Source organism: Siansivirga zeaxanthinifaciens CC-SAMT-1 (genome assembly GCF_000941055.1).
Taxonomy (GTDB): Bacteria; Bacteroidota; Bacteroidia; order Flavobacteriales; family Flavobacteriaceae; genus Siansivirga; species Siansivirga zeaxanthinifaciens.
On sequence record NZ_CP007202.1, the window covers coordinates 2,193,989 to 2,217,392 of the forward strand.

Annotated in this window: 24 protein-coding genes; 6 read left to right on the forward strand and 18 right to left on the reverse strand. The window is 33.8% G+C overall.

The features are described 5' to 3' along the window. The first annotated feature begins 57 nt into the window (after positions 1–57). Together AW14_RS09945 and AW14_RS09950 are read left to right on the forward strand one after the other, a co-directional pair. Complete coding sequence (locus AW14_RS09945; protein WP_044638664.1) at positions 58–666, forward strand: DEAD/DEAH box helicase; 609 nt, start codon at positions 58–60, stop codon at positions 664–666. A gap of 9 nt (positions 667–675) precedes the next feature. Then, positions 676–1,314 carry an acyloxyacyl hydrolase gene (locus AW14_RS09950; protein WP_044638665.1) on the forward strand — a complete coding sequence of 213 codons (639 nt, stop codon included), beginning with the start codon at positions 676–678 and terminating at the stop codon, positions 1,312–1,314. A gap of 5 nt (positions 1,315–1,319) precedes the next feature. Here AW14_RS09950 and AW14_RS09955 read toward each other — a convergent pair whose 3' ends face one another. The 3 genes from AW14_RS09955 to AW14_RS09965 all read right to left on the reverse strand — a co-directional run bounded on the left by AW14_RS09955 (position 1,320) and on the right by AW14_RS09965 (position 3,809). Next, the gene (locus tag AW14_RS09955; RefSeq protein ID WP_044638666.1) at positions 1,320–1,994 is read right to left on the reverse strand and encodes a PrsW family intramembrane metalloprotease; all 675 of its coding nucleotides are present in this window, start codon (positions 1,992–1,994) and stop codon (positions 1,320–1,322) included. Then, positions 1,991–2,545 carry an NUDIX hydrolase gene (locus AW14_RS09960; protein WP_044638667.1) on the reverse strand — a complete coding sequence of 185 codons (555 nt, stop codon included), beginning with the start codon at positions 2,543–2,545 and terminating at the stop codon, positions 1,991–1,993. The genes AW14_RS09955 and AW14_RS09960 overlap by 4 nt, the downstream gene beginning before the upstream one ends. Before the next feature lie 175 nt (positions 2,546–2,720). Beyond that, a complete protein-coding gene (locus tag AW14_RS09965) occupies positions 2,721–3,809 on the reverse strand; it encodes a M42 family metallopeptidase (RefSeq protein WP_044638668.1) in 1,089 nt (362 codons plus the stop codon). 200 nt (positions 3,810–4,009) lie between these two features. On the opposite strand from AW14_RS09965, the gene AW14_RS09970 reads away from it, so the two are divergent. The 3 genes from AW14_RS09970 to AW14_RS09980 are packed head-to-tail and all read left to right on the forward strand — an operon-like array spanning position 4,010 to position 5,802. After that, positions 4,010–4,681 (forward strand): DUF4294 domain-containing protein, encoded by a 672-nt coding sequence (locus AW14_RS09970; protein WP_044639599.1) that lies wholly within the window; start codon positions 4,010–4,012, stop codon positions 4,679–4,681. Position 4,682: 1 nt separating this feature from the next. After that, complete coding sequence (trhA, locus tag AW14_RS09975; RefSeq protein WP_044638669.1) at positions 4,683–5,309, forward strand: PAQR family membrane homeostasis protein TrhA; 627 nt, start codon at positions 4,683–4,685, stop codon at positions 5,307–5,309. Position 5,310: 1 nt separating this feature from the next. Continuing rightward, positions 5,311–5,802, forward strand: coding sequence for a GNAT family N-acetyltransferase (locus AW14_RS09980; RefSeq protein WP_052647479.1), 492 nt, complete (start codon positions 5,311–5,313; stop codon positions 5,800–5,802). A gap of 9 nt (positions 5,803–5,811) precedes the next feature. On the opposite strand, the gene AW14_RS09985 is transcribed toward AW14_RS09980, so the two are convergent. The 4 genes from AW14_RS09985 to AW14_RS10000 form a co-directional block, all read right to left on the reverse strand. Continuing rightward, positions 5,812–6,630 carry an amidohydrolase family protein gene (locus AW14_RS09985; protein ID WP_044638670.1) on the reverse strand — a complete coding sequence of 273 codons (819 nt, stop codon included), beginning with the start codon at positions 6,628–6,630 and terminating at the stop codon, positions 5,812–5,814. 20 nt (positions 6,631–6,650) lie between these two features. Then, positions 6,651–7,079, reverse strand: a complete 429-nt coding sequence (locus AW14_RS09990; RefSeq protein WP_044638671.1) for a DUF4268 domain-containing protein — start codon at positions 7,077–7,079, stop codon at positions 6,651–6,653. A gap of 159 nt (positions 7,080–7,238) precedes the next feature. Next, positions 7,239–7,913, reverse strand: a complete 675-nt coding sequence (locus AW14_RS09995; RefSeq protein WP_044638672.1) for a ZIP family metal transporter — start codon at positions 7,911–7,913, stop codon at positions 7,239–7,241. 39 nt (positions 7,914–7,952) lie between these two features. Next, positions 7,953–8,684, reverse strand: a complete 732-nt coding sequence (locus tag AW14_RS10000) for a class I SAM-dependent methyltransferase (protein WP_044638673.1) — start codon at positions 8,682–8,684, stop codon at positions 7,953–7,955. Between the two features lie 195 nt (positions 8,685–8,879). On the opposite strand from AW14_RS10000, the gene AW14_RS10005 reads away from it, so the two are divergent. Further along, complete coding sequence (locus tag AW14_RS10005; RefSeq protein WP_044638674.1) at positions 8,880–10,037, forward strand: THUMP domain-containing class I SAM-dependent RNA methyltransferase; 1,158 nt, start codon at positions 8,880–8,882, stop codon at positions 10,035–10,037. Positions 10,038–10,283: 246 nt separating this feature from the next. Here AW14_RS10005 and AW14_RS10010 read toward each other — a convergent pair whose 3' ends face one another. From AW14_RS10010 to rlmD, 11 genes are all read right to left on the reverse strand, one after another. Beyond that, entirely contained in the window at positions 10,284–10,571 is a 288-nt protein-coding gene (locus tag AW14_RS10010; protein ID WP_044638675.1) for a Bor family protein, read from the reverse strand. A 284-nt stretch (positions 10,572–10,855) separates the two neighbouring features. Continuing rightward, positions 10,856–12,307 (reverse strand): TolC family protein, encoded by a 1,452-nt coding sequence (locus AW14_RS10015; protein WP_044638676.1) that lies wholly within the window; start codon positions 12,305–12,307, stop codon positions 10,856–10,858. Then, positions 12,297–15,539 carry an efflux RND transporter permease subunit gene (locus AW14_RS10020; protein WP_044638677.1) on the reverse strand — a complete coding sequence of 1,081 codons (3,243 nt, stop codon included), beginning with the start codon at positions 15,537–15,539 and terminating at the stop codon, positions 12,297–12,299. Before AW14_RS10020 ends, AW14_RS10015 begins: the two co-directional genes overlap by 11 nt. A 21-nt stretch (positions 15,540–15,560) precedes the next feature. Further along, positions 15,561–16,643, reverse strand: coding sequence for an efflux RND transporter periplasmic adaptor subunit (locus AW14_RS10025; RefSeq protein ID WP_044638678.1), 1,083 nt, complete (start codon positions 16,641–16,643; stop codon positions 15,561–15,563). A gap of 148 nt (positions 16,644–16,791) precedes the next feature. Beyond that, on the reverse strand, positions 16,792–17,217 hold the full coding sequence (locus tag AW14_RS10030) for a hypothetical protein (RefSeq protein ID WP_044638679.1): 426 nt from the start codon (positions 17,215–17,217) through the stop codon (positions 16,792–16,794). 152 nt (positions 17,218–17,369) lie between these two features. Beyond that, positions 17,370–18,533, reverse strand: coding sequence for a hypothetical protein (locus tag AW14_RS10035; protein WP_044638680.1), 1,164 nt, complete (start codon positions 18,531–18,533; stop codon positions 17,370–17,372). Between the two features lie 105 nt (positions 18,534–18,638). Further along, positions 18,639–19,679 carry an agmatine deiminase family protein gene (locus AW14_RS10040; protein ID WP_044638681.1) on the reverse strand — a complete coding sequence of 347 codons (1,041 nt, stop codon included), beginning with the start codon at positions 19,677–19,679 and terminating at the stop codon, positions 18,639–18,641. Further along, entirely contained in the window at positions 19,679–20,566 is an 888-nt protein-coding gene (locus AW14_RS10045; protein ID WP_044638682.1) for a carbon-nitrogen hydrolase, read from the reverse strand. The genes AW14_RS10040 and AW14_RS10045 overlap by 1 nt, the downstream gene beginning before the upstream one ends. 42 nt (positions 20,567–20,608) lie before the next feature. After that, complete coding sequence (locus tag AW14_RS10050; RefSeq protein WP_044638683.1) at positions 20,609–21,337, reverse strand: DUF6048 family protein; 729 nt, start codon at positions 21,335–21,337, stop codon at positions 20,609–20,611. Then, positions 21,303–21,857, reverse strand: coding sequence for a DUF6452 family protein (locus AW14_RS10055; RefSeq protein WP_154662149.1), 555 nt, complete (start codon positions 21,855–21,857; stop codon positions 21,303–21,305). The genes AW14_RS10050 and AW14_RS10055 overlap by 35 nt, the downstream gene beginning before the upstream one ends. A 61-nt stretch (positions 21,858–21,918) precedes the next feature. Further along, entirely contained in the window at positions 21,919–23,331 is a 1,413-nt protein-coding gene (gene rlmD / locus AW14_RS10060; protein WP_044638684.1) for a 23S rRNA (uracil(1939)-C(5))-methyltransferase RlmD, read from the reverse strand. Positions 23,332–23,404: the final 73 nt, after the last annotated feature.

Here is a 23,404-nt window from a genome sequence, read left to right on the forward strand (position 1 = left end):
ATTGATTTTTTATAGCAGTATTAAAACCTATCTTTGCATCGAATTAAATTAAATTCAATGTCTTTTAAAAAAATAATAGAACCTCTTAAAAATAATTTGATAGATCAAGGTGTTTTAAAACCTAATGCGCTTCAAACTCAAATTTTATCAAAAATAAAAGGAGGCACAAGTATGTTTGTAATAGCACCCAAAGGCTCTGGAAAAACAACGAGTATGATAATTAGTGTTATTAATAAGCTAAAACATGCTTTTGAAGATGCGCCAAGGGCATTAATTTTTGTAAAAGACAAAAACGAAGCTTTAGAATTAACGCAGCTTTTTAACTACTACAAACGCGGTACCGATTTACGAGTGTATTGTGCCTACGAGCAAAAAAATATTGATGCGCAGCGCGATGAAATTTATGAAGGAACAGACATTGTAATTGCAACGCCCAAACGTTTAAATGCCATATTTTACCTTAACGGAATTAACTTAAATAAGCTGCAAATGTTTATTGTTGAAGATGCCGATTTTTTATTTAGAAACAACCATTTTGCCGAAGTAAACCGAACACCCGAAAGTATTGGTAAATGCCAGTATTTAGTGTTTGCCGAAAATTATGATGATCGTTTCGATCGTTGGCAAGATGCTTTTATGTTTAATTCTGAAATTATAAATTTTTAAATTCTTTTGATGAAAAACAGATTCTTAGCGGTTGTTTTTACAACTCTTTTTTCATTTGCTTTTAATTTTACCTCGTTTGCTCAATTTAAAAAAGAAAACCTAAAAATTGGTATTTCTTATGGTACAGGCTCACAAAATAAATTTCCTTTTAATTTAGCTAGTTATTCGCATACGGTAACTTTTTATAAGGGGGTAGTAAATTATAAATTATCAGAAAAAGGACGATGGACCTTTGAAACCAACATCGAGCCAAGTTACAATGTGGCCGAGCACCAACTTTTAAATAAGTTTTTTATAAAACCTACAGAACCTGATTATCAGGAAAAACAAGATCTATTTACTCAAAAAAGAACTATTAAGGAATATGTTCTTAATTGCGGATTAATTGCCAGATATACCATTTACAAGTCGGTTAGTGTTTATGCTTTAGGAAGTGTAGGTCCTATGATTTCAGATAAAGAAACCGAGCGTTTGGCAAAAGGTTTTGCCTTTTCAGATATTTTTGGTTTGGGGGTGTCTTATGGTATTGATAATATTCAACTTGATGCCAGATGTTCTGTTAGACATACTTCTAATTTGGAAACGAAACAACCAAACAATGGACACAATACAACAAACATCGAGTTTTCAATTTTATACAATCTTTAAAGAATTTAAATTCTAAAATTCGAATTATCCTGATGTTTCTTTATAGCTTTTCTAGAAAGTAAAATGCTTATAAATAACGAAACAAAAGCTCCTGTAGAAATGCCAGGAATAAAATTTATAAACAAGAAAAAGTCGTAAGCACCGTGAAATAATATTGCGAGCAGTAAACCTGTTATGTTTAGTACGACTCTGTTTTTAGAAAATTTAGCCTTACCAACAAAATAGCCCATAAGAATTCCAAAGGTTGCATGCGCAGGAACAGCTGTAAAAGCACGTAATATACCCACATAATATCCGCCTTGTAACACGTACATTATGTTTTCTGTGGCAGCAAAACCCATTGAAACCATGACGGCGTAAACAATACCATCGAAGGGTTCGTTAAAGTCTGCTTTAGCTTGGGAATAAAATTTAACAATAATATATTTACTAAATTCTTCGGTGAAGCCAACAACAAAAAACGCTCTAATAAATTGTTGTATAACACTGGTTCGGTCTGGTAATGGTAAAATAATATTAAAACCATAATACATAATCATCGTTATTATGATGCTTACAATGGGGCCTAATAAAAAATTATATAGCAGTAATCTTCGAGGTTCTTTTTCGTATTTATCTTTGTAGTAAATATAGAGAATAACTATAAATATGGGTGTAACGGCAAGAAGGAGCAGATTCATTTATTAACTTCCTTTTTAATCGTGTCTAATACAATTTGATAATAGTTTTTATTAGAAGGAATAAAATGATTGCTCGCGCCAATGGTATCTATTAAATTTTGAAATTTGGATATAGATATTAATTTTAAAGCTTCGACTTCTTCCTCTTGTACTTTTAATGCGGTTATAGGTGTGTTAAGTTCGGCTATAAACGTATTATGAAATTCATTATCGATAATACCGCTGTCGTACGTTTGAAAACAAGGAAAAACACCTACGCGTTTTAACTGGCCTTCTAAAATGGTTAATCCAATTTCTTCTTGGGTTTCTCTTATGGCGGCTTGTTTTATTGTTTCTCCAGCATCAATATGGCCAGCTACCGAGACATCCCAAAGTAACGGACAAATACTTTTTTTTGCCGAACGTTGCGAGAGTAAAACGTATCCGTTTTTGGTGTATAACCAAATATGCGCCGTATGATGGTAATATCCTTTTTGGTGAATCACAGATTTTAGTTCACTTGTTCCTAAGGGATTTCCGTGTTTATCAACAAGATCTATGTATTCGTCCATAAGTTTTTTATTTTGAGTTGAAATTTTGTTTGGAGTTGTGTTGCGTTAGGGGTTGCAGCGGCATCCTTTTGCTTTTCGCAAAAGATATAGCGGAAAACCCGACCCTTGTGGTAACGCCCCAATAATATATTTTAACAAAAAAATTCCCGCCGAAATTAGCGGGAATGATTTAAGATTATTTAAAATAACTAAAAGTTTCGCCGTCTTTTATGTTAAGTAAACTTTCGTAAATTAATTTAATTACGTTTTCTACGTCGTCGCGATGCACCATTTCTACGGTGGTATGCATGTAACGCAGCGGTAATGAAATAAGCGCTGAGGCTACGCCACCATTGCTATAAGCAAAGGCATCGGTGTCTGTGCCGGTGGCTCTTGACAGGGCAGAACGTTGAAACGGAATGTTTTTAGCTTCGGCAGTTTCGGTTATTAAATCGCGTAATTTTTGTTGTACTGCCGGGGCATAAGCCACAACGGGACCTTTACCAATTTCTAAATCGCCTTGTGTTTTTTTCTCAATCATTGGAGTTGATGTATCGTGCGTTACATCGGTAACAATGGCGACGTTCGGTTTGATGGTTTGGGTAATCATTTCGGCACCTCGTAAACCAATTTCTTCTTGTACCGAGTTGGTAATGTATAACCCGAAAGGCAATGTTTTATTGTTTTCTTTAAGTAAACGTGCTACTTCGGCAATCATGAAGCCGCCCATGCGATTATCTAGGGCGCGGCATACAAATTTGTCGCCATTTAAAATGTGAAATTCGTCTGGATACGTGATCACGCAACCCACGTGTACACCCAATTTTTCTACTTCTTCTTTGTCTTTAGCTCCAACATCGATGGTAATATTATCTGGTTTTGGTGCTTGCTCGTTCGATTTATCTCGGGTATGGATGGCAGGCCAGCCAAAAACACCTTTTACAATGCCGTTTTTAGTGTGAATGTTAACTATTTTACTTGGGGCAATCTGGTGGTCGCTACCGCCGTTTCTAATCACGTAAATTAATCCGTTGTCTGAAATGTAATTTACATACCATGAAATTTCATCGGCATGCCCCTCGATAACAACTTTATATTTTGCATCTGGATTTATAACTCCAACAGCAGTGCCGTAAGTATCTGTAATAAAAGTATCTACATATGGTTTTAGGTAATCCATCCACAGCTTTTGTCCGGTCCATTCGTAACCTGTTGGCGATGCATTATTTAAATATTTTTCTAGGAAGTCTATCGACTTTTCGTTTAGAATACTAGCTTTCGTCATGTTTTAAAATTTTGTACTAAAATAATAATATTAATAGAAATTGGCATCATTAAAATAAGTTATGTATTAATAAAGTTATTAATTATATCAAGTTTTAAATGATAGGTTTTTCCTTGAAAAGCGATAAAAATAAAACCACTAAAAAATGTTTAAGAGGAGGTAAATTATTAATTTTGAAATGTTATTGCTCCAATAGTTATATGAAGACTTTTATAAGATATATAATTTTATTTTTTCCTGTTTTTTTCTTTGCACAAATCAATGAATTTGAGCAGGATTCTACTTATATCTTAATGGAAGGCGATAGTATTGCACAGCCCATAGTAAATTTGCCAACGGTTGTTATTTTAAACAAGCTTACGTTTAAAGATTTAGAGGCAAGAAGACGCTATTTAATTTTAAAAAGAAAAACAATTAAAGTTTATCCTTATGCGAAATTGGCTGCCGATCGTTTGGATTCTATGACCAAGCGTTTGGCGAGTTTAAAACGCAACCGAGATAAAAGAATTTATACCAAGCGCATACAGAAATATATTGAAGGTGAATTTTCAGATGAATTAAAGAAATTGAGTCGTACCGAAGGACAGATATTAGTTAAACTCATACACAGACAAACAGGTACAACGGCTTTTAATTTGGTTAAAGAGCTAAGAAGCGGGTGGCGGGCCTTTTGGTATAATACCACAGCGAGTATGTTTGATATTTCTTTAAAACGAGAATTCGATCCTTATAATGTCCAGGAAGATTATTTAATTGAAGATATTTTACAGCGTAGTTTTCAAAATGGTACGTTACAGCGACAGCCCTCGGCAGTGAAATATAATTTCTACGATTTAAACGATAAGTGGTTGTACAAAAAAAATACAGATTAATATGCGGGTGCAATCGCCATTTGAAGAAAAATTAAATGCCACATCGCATGCTGTTGGTGCTCTTTTCGGATGGATTGCTTTAGTTTTATTGGTAGTTTATAACACAGAGAAATCACCTTTTAGTTTATTTAGTGTAATTGTATATGGTGCGTCGTTAATAATATTATTTACAGCCTCTACACTTTATCACTTGGTAACAGACCAAAAAAAGAAACACTTTTACCGCATTGTAGATCATATAAGTATTTACCTTTTAATAGCGGGCACCTATACACCAGTTTTGCTTATTACCTTGCCCCATAGCCTTGGTTGGCTGTTGTTTTACATTGTTTGGGGTATTGCAGCATTTGGGGTAGTTTTAAAAGTCTTTTTTACCGGGAAGTTTTCTGTGTTTTCAACCTTACTTTATTTAGTTATGGGTTGGTTAATTGTTTTCGATTTTACTAATTTAAGCAAGGCTCTGCACCCCAATGCTATTTTGTTATTATTTGCTGGCGGTTTAGCTTATACGGGTGGAATTATTTTTTACGCCATTGAAAAAATCCCTTTTAATCATGTTATTTGGCATTTGTTTGTTTTGGCGGGGGCTGTATGTCATTTTTTTATGATTTTCTTTTATGTAATTTAATATGATGCATATAACACAAGCAACCACTAAACAAGCTTTCTCAGATATTGAATTATTAGCCGATACGATTTGGCGAGACCATTATATTCCTATAGTAGGTAAATCGCAAATAGATTATATGCTCGATCAATTTCAAACAGCAAAAGCAATTGAAAATCAGGTTCAAGCGGGCATGTCTTATTTTATAATGTACTTGGATAATGCTGCCGTTGGTTATTTCGCCATAAAACCAGAGGAAACCAACATGTTTTTAAGTAAAATTTACGTTTTAAAAACTCAAAGAAATAAGGGTATAGCAAAAAACGCAATTCATTTTATACTAGAACAAGTTAAAATTAAACAGCTAAAAGGTATACGGCTAACAGTTAATATAAACAATGAAATAGCCATTAAAGCTTATAAAAAACTAGGATTTATAATTACCAAACCCATAGTAGCCGATATTGGCAATGGCTTTGTTATGGACGATTACGAAATGGTAAAAAGCCTTTAAGTTAAAGGGTTATAACGATTTTAATTTATCGACATCAATTTTAAATAAATTCACGGCATTTTTCCATAAAATCAATTCTTTTTTCTCCTGCGGTAAATCCAACTGCTCCATAAATTTTAAATACGAATCCATGTTAGAAATAGGCCAGTCGGTGCCATATAACAAATAGTTAGGGTCGCCGGCGTAGGTTATCATTTCTTCAATTTCTTTTTTCATGAAACGTTCAAATTTTTCAGAAAAATTACCTAGCACCAAGCCAGAAATGTCGGCATGAACATTCTTGTTTTTGTAAACCACTTCCATACAATCGCGAATCCATGGGTTGCCAACGTGGCAAATTACAATTTTAAGTTCGGGATAATCAACAGCCAAATCGTCTATATGAATCGGGTGAGAGTATTTTATTTTACCTGTTGGCGCATACGTATCTCCCGAATGAAACATTACAGGCACATCGTATTCAATAGCCATGTCGTAAACCACTTTTAAGCGCTTATCGTTCGGATAAAAAGGTTCGTAACCAGGATAAAATTTTAAACCTTTAATAAGTTTTTGATCTAAATAACCGCTTATTTCGTTAAGATCTCTGTGGTTGTAATTTAAATAACTAATGCCAGCTACAACACCTAAATTATCGTAACCTTTAATGGCTTCAACAACTTGTTTTGTGCTGGGTCTATGTTCATTCACTTTGTACGATGTTAACACCAACGAATAATCTACTTGGTTTGCTTTCATGTTTTCTATAAGCTTGTCTAAACAAGCTTCAAGTGAAACAACGCGGTCTTCGTGGTAATTGTTAATATGGGTGTGAATGTCAATAATCATGGATTTGTTTTTATGGTTAATTAGCCTTCAATAACATCTCTGTATTCATTAAAAAAGGCTTCAAAAAGCGTCATGTTTACATTAAAAAATTCCATAACATCGCGCCAAGTATTTTTGTTGTGTATAGATACTTTTTGGTCGAGGATAACGTAAATTCTTGAAATTTCTTTTTCATTTTCTAAAAAATACGCCTCTTCGTATATGGCATCAGGTAAATATTCGTCTATTAAAATAGATTTTAAAGCGACCAGTTTCTCCCAATAATTTATGCGATTTTCTAGATCGTCCTCGAGATCTAAGGCTACAAGAGCTGTTTTAGTATCAAAATGAAATTTAAAACTTAAACCTTTAAGTTTCGTATCGTATAAAATCCATTTTGTTGGAAACGACTTCCCGAAACTGGTCCAAAATTCTTGACGTAATAAGCGAGATTCTTCTTTGCTAAACATGTATTACTGAAAGTTTAAAGTTACAAACTTTAAAATAAACATTGTGTTTTAGGTGTAAATTCTATAAAAATTTTAACACAAAAACATTTCATTTAAATGCTGGTTAGTATTAAATGTATAATTTAAAATAAGTAATTTAAGATATTGATTTTAAAATACTTAAATTAAATAAGCAACACCAACACCGGCTATTATAGAAATAAATTTCGACAAGTTAAATTTATGGCCTTCGCCACTTTCAAATAAAATAGTGGTAGATATATGAAAAAATATACCAATAACTATGGCATTAATAACTTGAGAATAATGGGCTACCATTTCAGAAGTACTTGAAATAAAAGTTCCTAGAGGCGTCATAATAGCAAAAACCAACAAAAATAAAGCAATCTGCGATTTCTTGTAATGCGACTGAAACAAAAACATCGTTATTAAAGTAGCAATAGGAATTTTATGCACCAAAACACCATACACCATGTCGTTATGGTCGTGAATAGCGAAACCTTCTAAGAAGCTGTGAATACACAAACTAATAAACAACAGCCAAGGAAACGCTTTTTCGTGGTTGTGTATGTGCACATGACCGTGTTCGGCGCCTTTCGAGAAAAGTTCTAGAATAATTTGCAGTAAAATACCGCACATAATATATAAACCAGAAAACTTACTATCTAAATGTTCGTAAACCTCTGGTAGTAATTCAAAAAGCGTGAGCGCCAATAAAAACGAACCACTAAACGAAAGCAGTAATTTCGTGTTTATCGATTTTTGTTTTTTAGTAACACTTGCTAAAATAAAACCAATAACAACCGCCAGTATAGGAAAAATAAATTTATTCATTAAGCTATAAATTCAATTTGTAAAGTAAAAAAGTTACAATTATTTAAAAATCATAACCAAACGTTCCGATGTTTTGGGGCTAAATTTATGCAATTTATAATCACCAAAAACATCTAACAAATAGACATCGGCAGCTTCAAAAAGCGCTTCAAAATCGGCTAAAGTAAAGGCTTTTACACGCTCTTGAAAATTATAATCTTCACCTTCAGTATTAAAACTAATATCTTTAACAATATAGCCATTTTCAACATAACGCTTTAAATTAAAGGTAATACCATCAATGGTTTTTGTCTCTTCGGGTACTAAATTATTTATTACAAATTCACTATTCATAAAGTCAATAACAGCAAATCCAGAGTCGTTTAAATTGGCTTTAATGGCTTTAATCGTGTTTAAATTGTCTATTTCATTTTCAAAATACCCAAAACTTGTAAACAAATTAAAAACGGCATCAAAAGTTTTTTGAAACGGCTTACACATATCATGCACCACAAAATGCAAGTGTTCGTTTTCAAATTGTTTCGCAAAAGCAATGCTGTTTTCACTTAAATCGGCTCCCGTAACATCAAAACCCAAGGTATTTAAATACACCGAATGACGGCCACGACCACAAGCCAGGTCTAAAATGGTGCCTTGCTCGGGGATATTTAAGTAATTTGTAATGTTATCCATTAAAAATTGCGCATCGCTATCGTCTCTATCCTTATATAAAATATGGTAAAACGGTGTGTCAAACCACGAAGTAAACCAATTAGAAGTATTTGTATTCATAAACTTATTTGGAGGTTCCCTTAGGTTGTTTAAGCAACCTAAGGTCAGGCTTTCCGCTATATCTTTTTTGCTTTTAATGGCAAAAAAGGATGCCGCTGCAATCCTTAACCTAAATTCATATTAACTTTAATATTCCCGCAAAATTACGCTATTTTTGCAATCTATTAAAGGGAACTAAGCAAGTAGTACAAAAAAATGGAAGAAAATTACACAATGGTAGCCAAAACCTTATTTGGTTTCGAAGATTTACTAGCAAACGAACTAACACAATTAGGCGCACAACATGTAAAAAAAGGGGTGCGTAATGTGTCGTTTACTGGCGATAAAGGCTTTATGTATAAATGTAATTTAGCCTTGCGTACCGCCATAAAAATATTAAAACCCATCCACAGTTTTCATGTTAATAATGAGAAAGATTTGTATAATAAAATATATGCAATGGATTGGTCTCAATATTTAAAACCTTCTGGTACTTTGGCTATCGATGCTACTATACATACTACATTATTTTCGCATTCCCTTTTTATTGCCCAAAAAACCAAAGATGCTATTGTAGATAAGTTTAGAGATACAACAGGAGAACGCCCGAATGTAGATTTAAAGTTCCCCGATTTAAAAGTAAATGTGCATGTCGATAGAAACCTGTGTACCATTTCTTTAGATTCCTCTGGCGATTCCCTGCACAAACGTGGTTATAAATTAGCGACTAACATTGCGCCAATAAACGAAGTTTTAGCAGCAGGATTAATTATGCTTTCTGGTTGGGACGGACAATCAGATTTTATGGACCCCATGTGTGGTTCTGGTACCATGCTTATCGAGGCGGCTATGATTGCCTGTAACATACCACCAAACCTTATGCGTAAAGAATTTGCTTTCGAGCGTTGGAGCGATTGGGATGTCGATTTATTTGAAAAAATAGAAGAATCACTACTTAATAAAACCCGCGATTTTCATTATAAAATTATAGGTTACGATAAAGCACCTAGTGCGGTAACCAAAGCAAAAGATAATGTTAAGAATGCCCAACTAGACGATTTTATAGAAATTAAACACGAAGACTTCTTTAAAACTCAAAAAGGCGGCGATAATAAATTACACATGGTATTTAATCCGCCTTATGGCGAACGATTAAATATCGATATGGAAATGTTTTATAAAAATATTGGCGATACCTTAAAACAAAATTACCCCAACACCGATGCCTGGTTTATAACCAGTAATCTGGATGCTTTAAAATTTGTAGGATTGCGTCCGTCTAGAAAAATTCAGCTTTTTAATGCCAAATTAGAATCGCGTTTAGTGAAATACGAAATTTACGCAGGTAGTAAAAAAGGGAAGTATATGAACTAGTTAGAATTTTTAGTAGAAATGGATCGCGTTTTATAAGAAATGAAAATGCATATTAATAACAATATTATCTTTCCAATCAAAGCACCATACCCAAAACTACTTAGTTTAAAAATGTTCAAAGATATTATTTGCAGGGCTTGAACTAAGAATAAAATTGAAGCCAAAATAAAACCATAATGGATAATTTTTTTCATAATTAAAAATATTAAAAGCGGAGTAATTTTTTACACCGCTTTTTTAATAAAATTAGTATTTAACAGTTGTAGTTGTTGGTGAATATATACCAAAAGTTAAAACAGAAACTAAACCATTAACAAATGATTGTCTTGTAAATACAGTATAATTTTCTGATCCATTAGCCATTTGTTTAGAATCTGAAACTGCAACTGGCGCTAAGCCATCGATAAGGTAGTGATTCCATTTAGTAATTTCTGTATTTCCTTGAGCACCTTTTCCAACAACGCTCGTGTAAGAGTAACAAGAAGTTAATAAAATTGATGCAGCAAACGCAACAGTTAATGTTTTTTTAGTCATTTTTTTTAATTTTTAAATTGTTAATTACTTTTTAATTATTACCATATAGTTACTGGCTATAATTAAAATTCTGGTCGAAAATAAGTTTATTTTGTAAGAAAAAAAATATGTAAAAATTTGCTTTTTTAAATATTTTTTCTGTGTGATTTAACTTCTTAAAATAGAGATTGGTAGGTTTTTAATTATTTAAAAAATATTTTAAAAAAAATAAAAAGCCCTTTTACAATTTTGTAAAAGGGCTTTTTTTAGCATTTAAATGTTATAACTAAGTCAAGGTTTTTTGTTTAATTCCAACCACCACCTAATGCTTTGTAAATGGCAACATTAGCTATTAATTGGTCTTTTTTAGTTTCTATTATTTCTATTTTAGAATCTAAAGCCTCTCTTTGTGTTAACAATACATCCATATAATCTGCTCGGGCCGATTGAAATAAACGCACCGATAAATCGATAGATTCTGTTAAAGCATTTACTTGTTGTAGTTTCAACTCGTAATTCTTTTTAAGATTATCGATGTTAGAAAGCTGGTTCGAAACTTCCATATAAGCATTTAAAATGGTTTTTTCATAATCGAAAACCGCCTGTAATTGTCTTGATGTAGCATTTTTATATTCTGCTTTAATAGCATTTCTATTAATAAGCGGCCCAACAAGATCTCCAACAGCCGAATAAATTAACGATTCTGGCGTACTGGTTAAGTATTTTGTGTTAAAGGCTTGTAAACCAACACCAGCTTTAATACCAATAGAAGGGTAGAAGTTTGCTTTTGCTGCTTTCGTATCTAATTTAGCAGCAGCCAACTCAAACTCAGCTTTTTTAATATCTGGTCTGTTTTGCAGTAATTGAGATGGTATACCAGCATCGACAGGCGTAATAACCATATCAACAAATTTATCGGAATCACGTTCGATATGCTTCGGGTATTTACCAACCAAGAAATTTAATGTATTCTCGGTTTCAACTATTTGCTGCTGAATTTTATACTTGTTACTTTGGTTTTTGTAAACTTCCGCTTCAAATCTGCGCACAGCCAGCTCGGTGGCTTTAGCAGCTTCTTTTTGTAAGCGTACCATACGCAGCGCATCATTTTGAATATCTAAATTTTGTTCAATCATTTCTAATTGATTGTCTAACGCCAGTAACTCGTAGTAAGCATCGGCAATTTCAGAAACCAACGATGTTACCATAAAGTTTTTACCTTCAACAGTAGCAAGCATCTCATAAACAGCGGCTTTTTTACTGTTTAGTAATTTCTTCCAAACATCGAGCTCCCAAGAAGCCGAAAGTCCCGCAGAAAAATCGGTTAGAGGTTCTGGGAACTCTTCATTTTCGCGAATGTTCAGATTTTTTTCAACGGCTCCATTTCTGGTAAATTCACCTACTTTTTCAACTTCGGCTCCAGCATAAATATTTACAGAAGGTAAATATTCGCCCGTACGCGCTTTCACTTCGTTGTTTGCCATATCGATGCGTTGTAACATGATATTTAGTTCTTGGTTGTTAACCAAGGCCGTGTCTATTAAAGCAATTAAATACGGATCTGAAAAATAATCGCGCCATTTTATAGAAGCGATATTAGCTGAATCTATAGATTGATTGCTGTATTGCTCGGGTACCGTTGTATTCGCCTCGCGAAAGGTTCTTGAGGGCACACAAGAATAAATAGATGCCACCATAAGAATACCGAAACAACAAGATTTTGCAAGCTTATTTATGTTTTCTATTTTATGCTTCATTGTTTTTACTTTTAGTTAATTTTTTTAAAAGCTTTTTAATTTGGCGAATTGAAATTTTAGAATTTTCTTCCGATTCGCTGTTGCGCATCAATTCTTCAGAGAATAGCTCGTTAGACTCGTCTTTAATTAGGTTTTTACCATCAGACATTTTTGCGAATATGAAATAAAGTCCAGGAATTACTAACACCCCGAAAATCGTTCCTATAAGCATACCACCCATAGCCGAACCACCAATGGTTCTATTTCCAATAGCACCAGCACCTGTTGCGACTACTAAAGGAATTAATCCGGCTACGAAGGCAAAAGAGGTCATTAAAATAGGTCTGAAACGTGCTTTAGAACCTTCTATCGTAGCTTCTAAAATACTCGCGCCTTCTCTGTGTTTCTGCACAGCAAACTCTACAATAAGTACTGCATTTTTACCTAGTAAACCCACAAGCATGATAACACCAATTTGAGCATAAACGTCGTTTGCTAATCCCATAACTTTTAAAAGCGCAAACGAACCAAATACCCCCACAGGCAATGACATAATTACGGCAAATGGTAATAAGAAACTTTCGTATTGTGCCGCTAATACAAAGTACACGAATATAAGCACGACTATAAATACGTATAGCGATTCGTTACCACGGTTAGCTTCGTCGTAAGACAACCCTTCCCAGGCAATATCGTATCCTCTAGGTAGCGTTTGGCTAGCCACTTCTTTTATGGCTCCAATGGCATCACCGGTTGTAAAACCAGAGGCTGGTAAACCGTTTATAGATGCAGAATTATACAGGTTATAACGTGTAATTTCGTTCGGACCTAATTTTTTCTCCATACTCATAAACGCCGAATACGGTACCATTTCACCTGCTTCATTTTTAACAAAAAGTTTTTCTAAATCGGAGGGAAGTGCACGATATTCTGGTGCTGCTTGTGTATATACCTTGAAAAATCTACCAAAACGAATAAATCCTTGTTCGTAGGTACTACCAATTAAAATATTAAGGTTTTCCATCGCCTTACCAATAGAAACGCCTTTTTGCATCGCAATTTTATTATTTATTTTTAATTCGTATTGCGGATAATTAGAAGAGTAAAATGTAAATAAACCGGTTAGTTCTTTTCTTTCTGAAAGGGCTTCCATAAACTTGTTATTTACTTTCTCGAAATCGTGAGGATCAGACGTTGTGGTTTTGTCTAACAAACGCATTGAGAAACCTCCCGATGCTCCGAAGCCTGGTACTGCTGGTGGCTCAAAATATTCAATTACAGCACCTAAATCTTTAGTTTCTTCCTCTAATTCTTCCATAATTTCATGAACAGAGTGAGAGCGTTCCGACCATGGTTTTAGGTTAATTAAACAAGTTCCGGCGTTCGAGCCACGACCTTCTGTCATGATTTCATAACCCGCTAAAGATGATACCGATGCTACACCATCCATTTCTTCACATATTTTTTGAAGTTTTCTGGCAACATCGTTTGTACGCTCTAAGGTGGCACCTGGAGGTGTTTGTATTACGGCATAAATCATTCCTTGATCTTCGTTAGGAATAAAACCGGACGGCAGACTTTGGTTTGTGAAAAAGATACCAGCACAAAAGGCTAATAAAATTCCGAATGTTACAATACGTCTGGCTACAATTTTGTTTAATATGTTTACATACTTTCCGGTAAGTTTTTCAAAACCATTGTTAAACCAAGCTATAAATTTGTCTATGGGCGATTTTTTTAATTTACCATTGTTGTTTTTAAGCATCATGGCACAAAGCACCGGTGTAAGCGTTAATGCTACGATAGCCGAAATAATAATCGATCCTGCCATAGTAATGGAAAACTGACGGTAAAATACACCCACAGGTCCCGACATAAATGAAATAGGTATAAACACCGAAACCATTACCAGTGTAATTGCAACAATGGCACCACCAATTTCTCCTAATACCGCAGATGATGCTTTATATGGTGATAAATGTTCTTCTTCCATTTTAACATGGACAGCTTCTACCACAACAATAGCATTATCTACCACAATACCAATGGCCAATACCAAGGCAAAGAGTGTAATTAAGTTGATTGATAGTCCAAACATTTGCATAACGAAGAACGAACCAATAAGCGATACAGGCACCGCAATAATAGGAATTAATGTAGAGCGCCAATCTCCTAAGAATAAGAAAACCACAATGGCTACCAGTATAAAGGCATCTCTAAGTGTGTGTAATACTTGCTCGATAGATGCATCTAAGAAATTGGATACGTCGTAACTAATTTTGTAATCGATTCCTGGAGGTAAATCTTTCTTTAATTCGGTTAATTTTTCTTTAACGGCATCAATTACATCTTTACCATTACTTCCAAGGGTTTGTTTAAGGATGATTGATGCAGACGGATGCCCATCTAAATTCGAGTAAATATCGAAGAATTCACTACCAAGTTCTACATCGGCAACATCTTTTAATTTTAAAATTTCACCTTCTTCAGTAGCTCGAATTATAATGTCTTTATACTGTTCTGGTTCGTTATACCTGTCTTGATAGGTTAACACATATTCAAGAGATTGCGAAGTTTTTCCAGAACTTCCACCCAAACGCCCTGGTCGGGCAATAATACTCTGGTCTTCCATCGCTTCTAACACATCTTCGGCAGAAATGTTGTAAGCGCGCATGCGGTCTGGTTTTAACCAAACACGCATGGCATATTTTCTACTTCCTAAAATTTGAGCACTTGCAATACCATTAATACGTTGAATTTCTGGAATAATTTTAGTGTATGCGTAGTTGTAAAGGAATAATTCGTTGTCATCTTTGCCATTTCCATAAAGGTTCACGTACATTAACATACTTGGTTGAATAGGCGTAATAACAACCCCTTCTTTTTGAACCAATTCGGGCAATAACGGCATCACTTGGTCTACACGGGTTTTAACCATTACAACCGCTTGGTTGGGGTCGGTGCCTGGTTCGAAAATAACACGTATGGTACCTTCACCAGCACTGGTAGCATCGGAAGCTAAATAACGCATGCCTTGTACACCGTTTATAGCGGTTTCTAAAGGAATTAACGTTGAATTTACTAATACTTCCGAACTCGCTCCTGGATAGGCAATAAAAATATTAACTGTTGTAGGTGCAATTTGAGGAAATTGCGATATGGGTAATTGTTTTATGGCGAGTAAGCCCGTAAAAACAATTATAACCGAAATGACTATTGCCAGTACCGGTCTTTTTATAAATTTTTTAAACATAATTGTTAGGATTAGGGTTTGTTACTCTGCGTATAAGGCTAAGTGCGTTAATACAGAATTTGGTTCTACAAATTCTGTATGAATCTTTTCTTTATCCTTAACCATTCTAATACCCTCAAGTAATATTTTATCGTTTACAGATAAACCTTTTTCAATAACAAATAAATGGGGTAACTCGGCACCAACTTTTATTTCTCTTTGTCTAACAACATTGTTTTTGTCGATTACAAAAACATATTTTTTATCTAAAATTTCGAAAGTTGCTTTTTGCGGAATTATAATAGCATCTTTTAATGGAACATTCATTAAAATACTACCTGTTTCTCCATGTCTTAAAATACCATTCGGATTTGGGAATGTGGCTCTAAAGGCAATATTTCCAGTTTCGTTGTTAAATTCTCCTTGAATAGTCTCAACAACTCCCATTTCATTAAATTCTTTGTTGTTTGCCATTAATAGTTTTACTTCTTTTTTAGAGTCTTTGTCGGCGCTAATAATGTAGTCTAGATATTCAGATTCTGGTACGTTAAAATATACCCACATTTTACTGTTATCGGATAGGGTTGTTAGTAATTCGCCTTCGTCTAATAAACTACCTTCACGCACATGAAGGTGGTCCATAATACCATCAAAAGGCGCTTTAATACTAGTAAAACCTAAGTGTGTATTTGCTAATTGTACTTCGGCTTTTGCTTTTTCAAAACTTGCTTTAGCCATGGCTAATTCGTTTTTAGAAACAACGTTACCATCGGCAAGCAATTGGGTATTTTTAAGTTCTATTTCGGCTACTTTCGCTTCCGCTGAAGCTTTTTGAAGTTCGGCTTGATAAATGTTTGGCATAATTTGGAACATTTGTTGCCCCTTTTTTACAACCTGACCTTCATCAACAGAAATGTTTTGTAAATATCCTTTTTCCAGCGCTCTTAATTCGATATGACGAATGGAGTGGATTTGACAAACGTAATCTTTAGTAATAGATGTATCTCTTTTTATTGGATTTGTAACAAGATATTTTACATCTTCGTGTTTTTCATGCTTTTTTGATTCGCAACTTGTATTAAGTATAAACGCAAGTATGCCAACGAAAATGAATGTTTTTTTCATAGTCTTAATATTTGAAAATTTTTAGATAAAATGATTGTACAGGCCTTTGAAAACAAATTCAAATAATTGCCTAGTTTTTTAATAATTGGTTTGAAATGTATTTAAAAACACAGGCTATTGAAGTGGTTTGCCTGCTAGAAACATGTTATCAAATTATAAAAACCTGAAACTTGAGGTGTAAGCTAACGGTAGGTTTAATAAAATAATAATCGAAACATTTACTGTTTTTTACAAATTTGTAAGCAGTGTTTTCTAAAGTATTACTATGAAAATTAGCAATATAGGTATTGCTAAAAGGTATTAGTTTTTGGTTGGATCTTCCATGTTCTTCATCTTCTTCAAAAGTCTCACTTTCAATAACTTCAGATACATGTTGGTGTTTTTGTTTTGTGTGAGCATGTATATCAAATTCAGAATTCGGATTTAAAGTTTCAGAAGTAAGAAGCGAAACGTTATGATCTCCAATATAAAATGCATCCTTTATGCTGTTTGTTGCATTCGCAGAGATATTTGCGAACACATGTAGCAAAAGGAATCCTAATAATATAATATGTTTTTTTATAGTTAGGTTCATTTCGGCGTTAAAATTATTGTAATTGCATATAATCACCAAATGGAGTTTGGTTAAAATATGTTAACATTTAAAATTTTATGAAAACTGTCGTTTTTAATAATTAAAATTTATTTACTGTAATATTTTCAATTTAAATGTTTTATTAATGCATTTTAATGAGAATCAAAAAGATGAAGATTAAAAATATTTCGTAAGTTTTTGTTTGAAAACGCACTCGAATTATTAAAAATAGCGCTGTAACTATCTAACAAATTCTTGTTTTTTAGCGTGTTTATATTGTAGTTGAAAACGGCTGGATAGTAGTAATCGAACAACGTATTCGAGAAACCTCCTTTACTCATGAGGTAACTTAAAGAAGTATTCATTGTCGCACATTCTTCGGCTAAATTAAATGCATACAAAATTCTTGAATGTTTAATTTTAGAAATGGTTTCGTTGTATGGATAAGCATAATCTATATATTGATGCAGCATTTCGTGTAAAATGGTTTCAACTAAAGCTTCACGCATATAAAGTTTATAGTTTTCTTGGGCAGTTGGTTTGTTGTAAATAGGTTTGCTACCTTTAGTATTATTGGTTCCTAAAATATTTTCAGAATGGATACTTATTACAGGAATATTGGCGTATCGGGCAACTAAAACACCATCGGTATTTGGAAAATAGCCTTCTTGTAAAAAAGTGGTTAAAGATTCTGCAATGTAAATGGGATGTGCATTAAAAGCAATCCAAAACGCTTTATTAGCATTGGCAAATGTTTCAAATTTAGGACGATCGGTTTTATAAAATGTTGTGTTTGTAAACAACATCTGGAAGGCTTCAGGGTATCTGTTTTTTAAAATTTCTATGGCACGAATACTGTAAAATATATGTGTTTGGTCTGTAGCGCTATTGGTTTCAGTTGAAAAATAAAACTGATCGTATTTATAAATATAAAGCGTTTTATTAATGTTAGATGAATTGTTTGATGAAATTGGATTCTGCTTGAAAATATTTAAATCGTTAGGATGTTTATAGCCTAAATAGATTAATTTCTTAGTGTTTATAGGTGTTTCAATATCTTTTGTTAATACCTGATTAAGAGACGCTGTTTTAATAATATGCGATATTTCCAGGTCTATTTGAGCGCTTGTTAAATTTTCCTGATTGAAATCGTTAGCCGATTGAATCCAAGTAACATGTTTCTGAGACAAATTAATGTTAGAAGAATTCAAAGTTTGAGCGTTTATACTAAAGCTTATCAAGCAGGGTATAGCAGCTTTTAAAATATTGTGTAAAGTAGATAAAGGTTTCATTAATAACATTTGAATTACTGTCATGGGCTTTTAATTGAATAACCGTAGTTTTTACAGAAGCATAAAAGCTACTTAATTTTAGATAGTTCTATGATTAAGTAGCTTTAAAAACACAAAAATAGTTTTGTTTTATTTTGGTATTTGCTGACTCAAACAATGCAAAGTCCCGAAGCCCCAAATAAAATCGGTGGCCGAAATACCAATAATTTCTCTATCAGGAAAACAATCGGCGATTATGTTTAAGGCCACTCGGTCGTTAGCATCATTAAACGTAGGCACCAAAACAGTTTTGTTAATAATTAAAAAATTAGCGTAACTAGCTGGTAAACGTATGCCATCAAAATCCAATCGTTTTGGCATAGGTAAACTTACCACGTTAGGGTGTTTGCCGTTTTCCAGCGTTGCCTCTTTTAATCGTTTTAAATTGTCTTGTAAGGGTTTGTAATTAGCATCTTCAGGGTTATCTTCAACAACAGTTAGAATGGTGTTTTCGTTTACAAATCGTGCTAAATCGTCAATATGTCCATGGGTATCGTCGCCTTCAACCCCGTTTCCTAACCAAATAACATGTGTTACACCTAAGTATTCTTTAAAAATAGCTTCGTAATCACTTTTGTTAAAGCCAGCATTTCTAACTTGTATGTTTGGGTGCAACAAACACTCTTCGGTTGTAATTAAAGTACCTTTACCATTTACTTCTAAAGCACCACCCTCTAAAACAACAGGTTTTCCTTTGTATAAAACCTGTTCTAACGGTATATTTAATGCTTCGGTTACTTTTTGGGGAACATGTTTATCTAACTTATAATTAGAATATTTAGCCCAACCATTAAAATTGAAATTTAAACCTTTACGATTTGTTCCATTTTTTACAATAATAGGACCAGAATCGCGCATCCAGCTTCTATTGGTTTTTTGAATGATGAAGGATACGTTTTTTAAATTAACATGCGCCGTTTCGAGCATGTTTTGTACTTTATCTTTAAGTTTTTCGTTAGCTACAACTAAAAATACAGTTTCAACTGAAGCTACTTTTTTTATAAATTCTACAAAAGCCCATTGAATGGCTTCGTATTTACCCGGCCAATCGTTGCCATTATGAGGAAAACATAACAAAACGCCTTCTTGTTGTTCCCATTCTGCGGGAAATATCCAGTTAGATTGACTCATTAGTCGATTGCTCTTTTAGTAATATCGCCATATTTATCGATGCGACGGTCTCTTAAAAATGGCCAGTTTTGACGTACATTTTCTTGTAATTTTAAATCGACATCGGCCAATAATATTTCTTCTTTATCTACAGATGCTTGTGCTAAAATTTCGCCCTGTGGACCTGCAATAAATGAAGACCCCCAAAACTCGATACCATTCGTTTCTGGCAAGTATTTTTCTAATCCTATTCTGTTGGCTGCTGCCACATAAACCCCATTGGCTACGGCGTGACCGCGCATAACATTCATCCAGGCACCTTGTTGGTTTTCGCCAAATTCTGCTTTTTCTTGTGGATGCCAACCAATGGCTGTTGGGTAAAATAAAACCTCGGCACCTTGTAAGGCTGTAAGTCTTGCTGCCTCAGGATACCATTGATCCCAACAAATTAATGTACCTATATTACCTTTTTTAGTTGGAAACGATTTAAAACCTATATCGCCTGGTGTGAAATAGAATTTTTCATAAAAATGAGGATCGTCTGGAATATGCATTTTTCGGTATAACCCAGCTTCAGAACCATCGGTATCTATGATGTATGCGCTGTTATGGTAAACACCCGCCATTCTTTTTTCGAAAAATGGAACGATAATAACCACACCCAGTTCTTTAGCTAAATCACTAAAGGCAGTAAATGATGTGCTGTACAAGGGTTCCGCGTAAGCGAAATTATCGACATCTTCACTCTGGCAAAAGTAGTGGCTGCTATAAAGCTCTGGTAATGAGATTACTTCAGCGCCTTTTGCTGCAGCGTCTTTTACCCATTGAATGCATTTTTTTAAATTATTCTCTGGAGTGTTATTCAAGTTTAATTGTATAACAGCAATTTTATAGGTGTTTTTTGGCATTATATTTTATTGAATGATTACTACAAATATATAATTTTAAAATTATTTATCTTTTTTGTAAAGGGGTATTCTATAGGAAATGGTATAGCCGTAACCAACGCCAATTCCGCTGCTATCGTAGGTTTTGTTAAAACCGGGAATGTATACATTTATGAAATTATCGGGTTCGGTTTCACTGGCTAAAAATTTAAGCTGTACGTTTAAACCGAAATATAAATTTGTTAAAACCTGTGCTTTTATACCTAAAATAACTTCGGCCCAAATGGCAGTTAAACCTTTAAATTCGGTTAAATCAGACGATGAAAAGGGCGGGTAATATTGATTTGTGGTGTATATGGTATAACTATTCAAGTTCTGACTAAAGCTACTGGCACCAATACGAAATCCGGAATAAATCATATTGTCCATATCTAACCAATTTTGGTATAAGTTATAGTCAATGCCTCCTTTAATGTAACTGCCTTTGGTAGTGATGTTTAAATAATCATTAACAGTGTTTTTTTCTTCTGTACCAATTTCTCCGGCAATGTATAAACGTTTTTTTAATCGGTAGTCGGCTACTATTTCGAAACCTTTATAATCGTCGTCTAAAAAGGAACGTACTAGTTTAGAGATATCTCCACCAACACGAAGGCCATACTTTTCCTTGATTTTTATTGAGTCGTTTACAGTTTTTTGAATACTATCGTTTTGAGCATGAACAGACACACAAAACACAAGCAATATTAAAAAACTTTTAATGAAATATGTTGAAATGTGTTGTTGTTTCATTTTCTAAGGGTTGATTATCTAAAAGCGGTTGTCTTGCCAAAATCCAGTTATTGCCATCGTCTTCTATTGTAAGAGTGATGCTGTTAAAAATGGTTTTGTATCCGCAGGCACGCGATACAAAAACTTCTTCTCGAACATAATTTATGGTAATAATATCTTCGTTTCCTTGGTTTGGATCGATAAAATCGTCGCTTGTGTCATTAGGTGTACCATTATCGTTTACTTTACTATCTTTTCTAAGCCTATATTGCGTTTGGTTGGCATCGGTACGTAGTGGTAATAGTAATTTATTTGTGGATGTTATTTGAAAACCAGGTAAAATGGTATTGTTATCGACGCCTACAACTACTAAACCAAACACATTTTTTCTGTTTAATTGATTGGCCGTATCATACAAATCGATAATTAATCTGGGTGTTGTAGAAGTGGTTGCGGGACAAATATCGTCACGTTCGCAACTAATGTTAACACCAACTAAAACGGCCATAACGATTAAAAAAATAAACTTTATATACTTCATTTATTTTATTTTGAATGTCTTCTGAAATGCATCAGAATAACGATTTGGTTTTTTATTTGAATTAATGTTTTTCTAAAAGTACAACATTTTCAACATGAAACGTTTGCGGAAACATATCCACAGCTTGCGTTTTTGTTACTTTATACATCTTGTTCATTAATTCTAAATCTCGGGCTTGGGTTGCACTATTGCAACTCACATAAACCACTTTTTTAGGTGCAATGTTTAAAATTTGCTGAACGACATCTTTATGCATGCCATCGCGGGGCGGATCGGTAATAATAATATCTGGATGCCCGTGGGTTTTTATAAAAGTGTCATTAAAAACATGTTTCATATCACCTACAAAAAACTCACAATTAGTAATATTATTGCGTTCTGCATTTTCTTTAGCTGCAAGAATAGCATCTGGCACAGCCTCAACACCTATTACTTTTTTTGCTTTTTTAGAAACAAATTGTGCAATGGTTCCTGTTCCTGTGTATAAATCGTAAACAAGTTCATTGCCAGTTAATCCAGCAAAATTTCTTGTTATTTTGTAAAGTTCGTAGGCTTGGTCGGAATTGGTTTGATAAAACGACTTAGCATTTATTTTAAATTTCAAACCTTCCATTTCTTCAAAAATATGATCGGCACCTTTATAACAAACAACATCTTGGTCGTAAATAGTGTCGTTTGCTTTTTCGTTAATAACGTAAAGTAATGAGGTCACTTCTGGAAAAGTTTCAGCAATAAAATTTAATAATAACTCTCGATTTGCTTTATCTTCTTTAAAAAACTGAATTAATACCATCACTTCTTTGGTAGACGAGGTACGAATCATCATGGTACGCAAAAAGCCAGTTTGGTTTCTGGGATTAAAAAATTCTAAATTATGTTTAATAGCAAAAGCTTTCACCGAATTTCTAATTGCGTTCGATGGATCGGCTTGCAAATGGCATGTATTTAAGTCAAGAATTTTATCCCACATACCAGGAATATGAAAGCCTAAAGCATTTCTATCGCCTAAATCTTTATCAGATTGAACTTCTTCTTGTGTTAACCAACGGCTATCACTAAAAGAGAACTCCATTTTATTTCTGTAGAAATATTGGTTTGCCGAACCTAAAATAGGAGTAACCTCTGGAAGTTCAATATGCCCAATTCGCGTTAAATTATTAGTAACTTCTTTTTGTTTGTAAAATAACTGATGCTCGTAAGCCATGTCTTGCCATTTACAACCACCACAAACGCCAAAATGCTCACAGGCAGGCTCGGTTCTTTTATCTGAAAGTTTATGAAACAAGGTTGCTTTTCCTTCGTAATAAGCTTTACGAGCTTTAAATGTTTGCACATCTACAACATCTCCAGGGACAGCATTTGGTAAAAAAATTACTTTGCCATCTGGAGCTTTAGCGATGGTTTTTCCTTTCGCACCGGCATCTAATACCTCTACGTTTTCAAAAACTACTTTTCTTGTTTTTTTTCTAGACATGCTGCAAAAGTAAATTCTTTTTCTGTTTTAGTAACGTCCTGTTGGTTAAAATTTTCAGTAAATTACAGTAAAA

Coding starts and splice junctions, on each gene's coding strand:
- AW14_RS09965 (WP_044638668.1), bottom strand. CDS start 3,809: ATGACGAAAGCTAGTATTCTAAACGAAAAGTCGATAGACTTCCTAGAA.
- AW14_RS09990 (WP_044638671.1), bottom strand. CDS start 7,079: ATGTTTAGCAAAGAAGAATCTCGCTTATTACGTCAAGAATTTTGGACC.
- AW14_RS10020 (WP_044638677.1), bottom strand. CDS start 15,539: ATGTTTAAAAAATTTATAAAAAGACCGGTACTGGCAATAGTCATTTCG.
- AW14_RS10030 (WP_044638679.1), bottom strand. CDS start 17,217: ATGAACCTAACTATAAAAAAACATATTATATTATTAGGATTCCTTTTG.
- AW14_RS09985 (WP_044638670.1), bottom strand. CDS start 6,630: ATGATTATTGACATTCACACCCATATTAACAATTACCACGAAGACCGC.
- AW14_RS10000 (WP_044638673.1), bottom strand. CDS start 8,684: ATGAATACAAATACTTCTAATTGGTTTACTTCGTGGTTTGACACACCG.
- AW14_RS10045 (WP_044638682.1), bottom strand. CDS start 20,566: ATGCCAAAAAACACCTATAAAATTGCTGTTATACAATTAAACTTGAAT.
- AW14_RS09980 (WP_052647479.1), top strand. CDS start 5,311: ATGATGCATATAACACAAGCAACCACTAAACAAGCTTTCTCAGATATT.
- AW14_RS09955 (WP_044638666.1), bottom strand. CDS start 1,994: ATGAATCTGCTCCTTCTTGCCGTTACACCCATATTTATAGTTATTCTC.
- AW14_RS10050 (WP_044638683.1), bottom strand. CDS start 21,337: ATGAAACAACAACACATTTCAACATATTTCATTAAAAGTTTTTTAATA.
- AW14_RS09950 (WP_044638665.1), top strand. CDS start 676: ATGAAAAACAGATTCTTAGCGGTTGTTTTTACAACTCTTTTTTCATTT.
- AW14_RS09945 (WP_044638664.1), top strand. CDS start 58: ATGTCTTTTAAAAAAATAATAGAACCTCTTAAAAATAATTTGATAGAT.
- AW14_RS10055 (WP_154662149.1), bottom strand. CDS start 21,857: ATGAAGTATATAAAGTTTATTTTTTTAATCGTTATGGCCGTTTTAGTT.
- AW14_RS10010 (WP_044638675.1), bottom strand. CDS start 10,571: ATGACTAAAAAAACATTAACTGTTGCGTTTGCTGCATCAATTTTATTA.
- AW14_RS09995 (WP_044638672.1), bottom strand. CDS start 7,913: ATGAATAAATTTATTTTTCCTATACTGGCGGTTGTTATTGGTTTTATT.
- AW14_RS10040 (WP_044638681.1), bottom strand. CDS start 19,679: ATGAGTCAATCTAACTGGATATTTCCCGCAGAATGGGAACAACAAGAA.
- AW14_RS10035 (WP_044638680.1), bottom strand. CDS start 18,533: ATGACAGTAATTCAAATGTTATTAATGAAACCTTTATCTACTTTACAC.
- AW14_RS10025 (WP_044638678.1), bottom strand. CDS start 16,643: ATGAAAAAAACATTCATTTTCGTTGGCATACTTGCGTTTATACTTAAT.
- trhA (WP_044638669.1), top strand. CDS start 4,683: ATGCGGGTGCAATCGCCATTTGAAGAAAAATTAAATGCCACATCGCAT.
- rlmD (WP_044638684.1), bottom strand. CDS start 23,331: ATGTCTAGAAAAAAAACAAGAAAAGTAGTTTTTGAAAACGTAGAGGTA.
- AW14_RS10005 (WP_044638674.1), top strand. CDS start 8,880: ATGGAAGAAAATTACACAATGGTAGCCAAAACCTTATTTGGTTTCGAA.
- AW14_RS10015 (WP_044638676.1), bottom strand. CDS start 12,307: ATGAAGCATAAAATAGAAAACATAAATAAGCTTGCAAAATCTTGTTGT.
- AW14_RS09960 (WP_044638667.1), bottom strand. CDS start 2,545: ATGGACGAATACATAGATCTTGTTGATAAACACGGAAATCCCTTAGGA.
- AW14_RS09970 (WP_044639599.1), top strand. CDS start 4,010: ATGAAGACTTTTATAAGATATATAATTTTATTTTTTCCTGTTTTTTTC.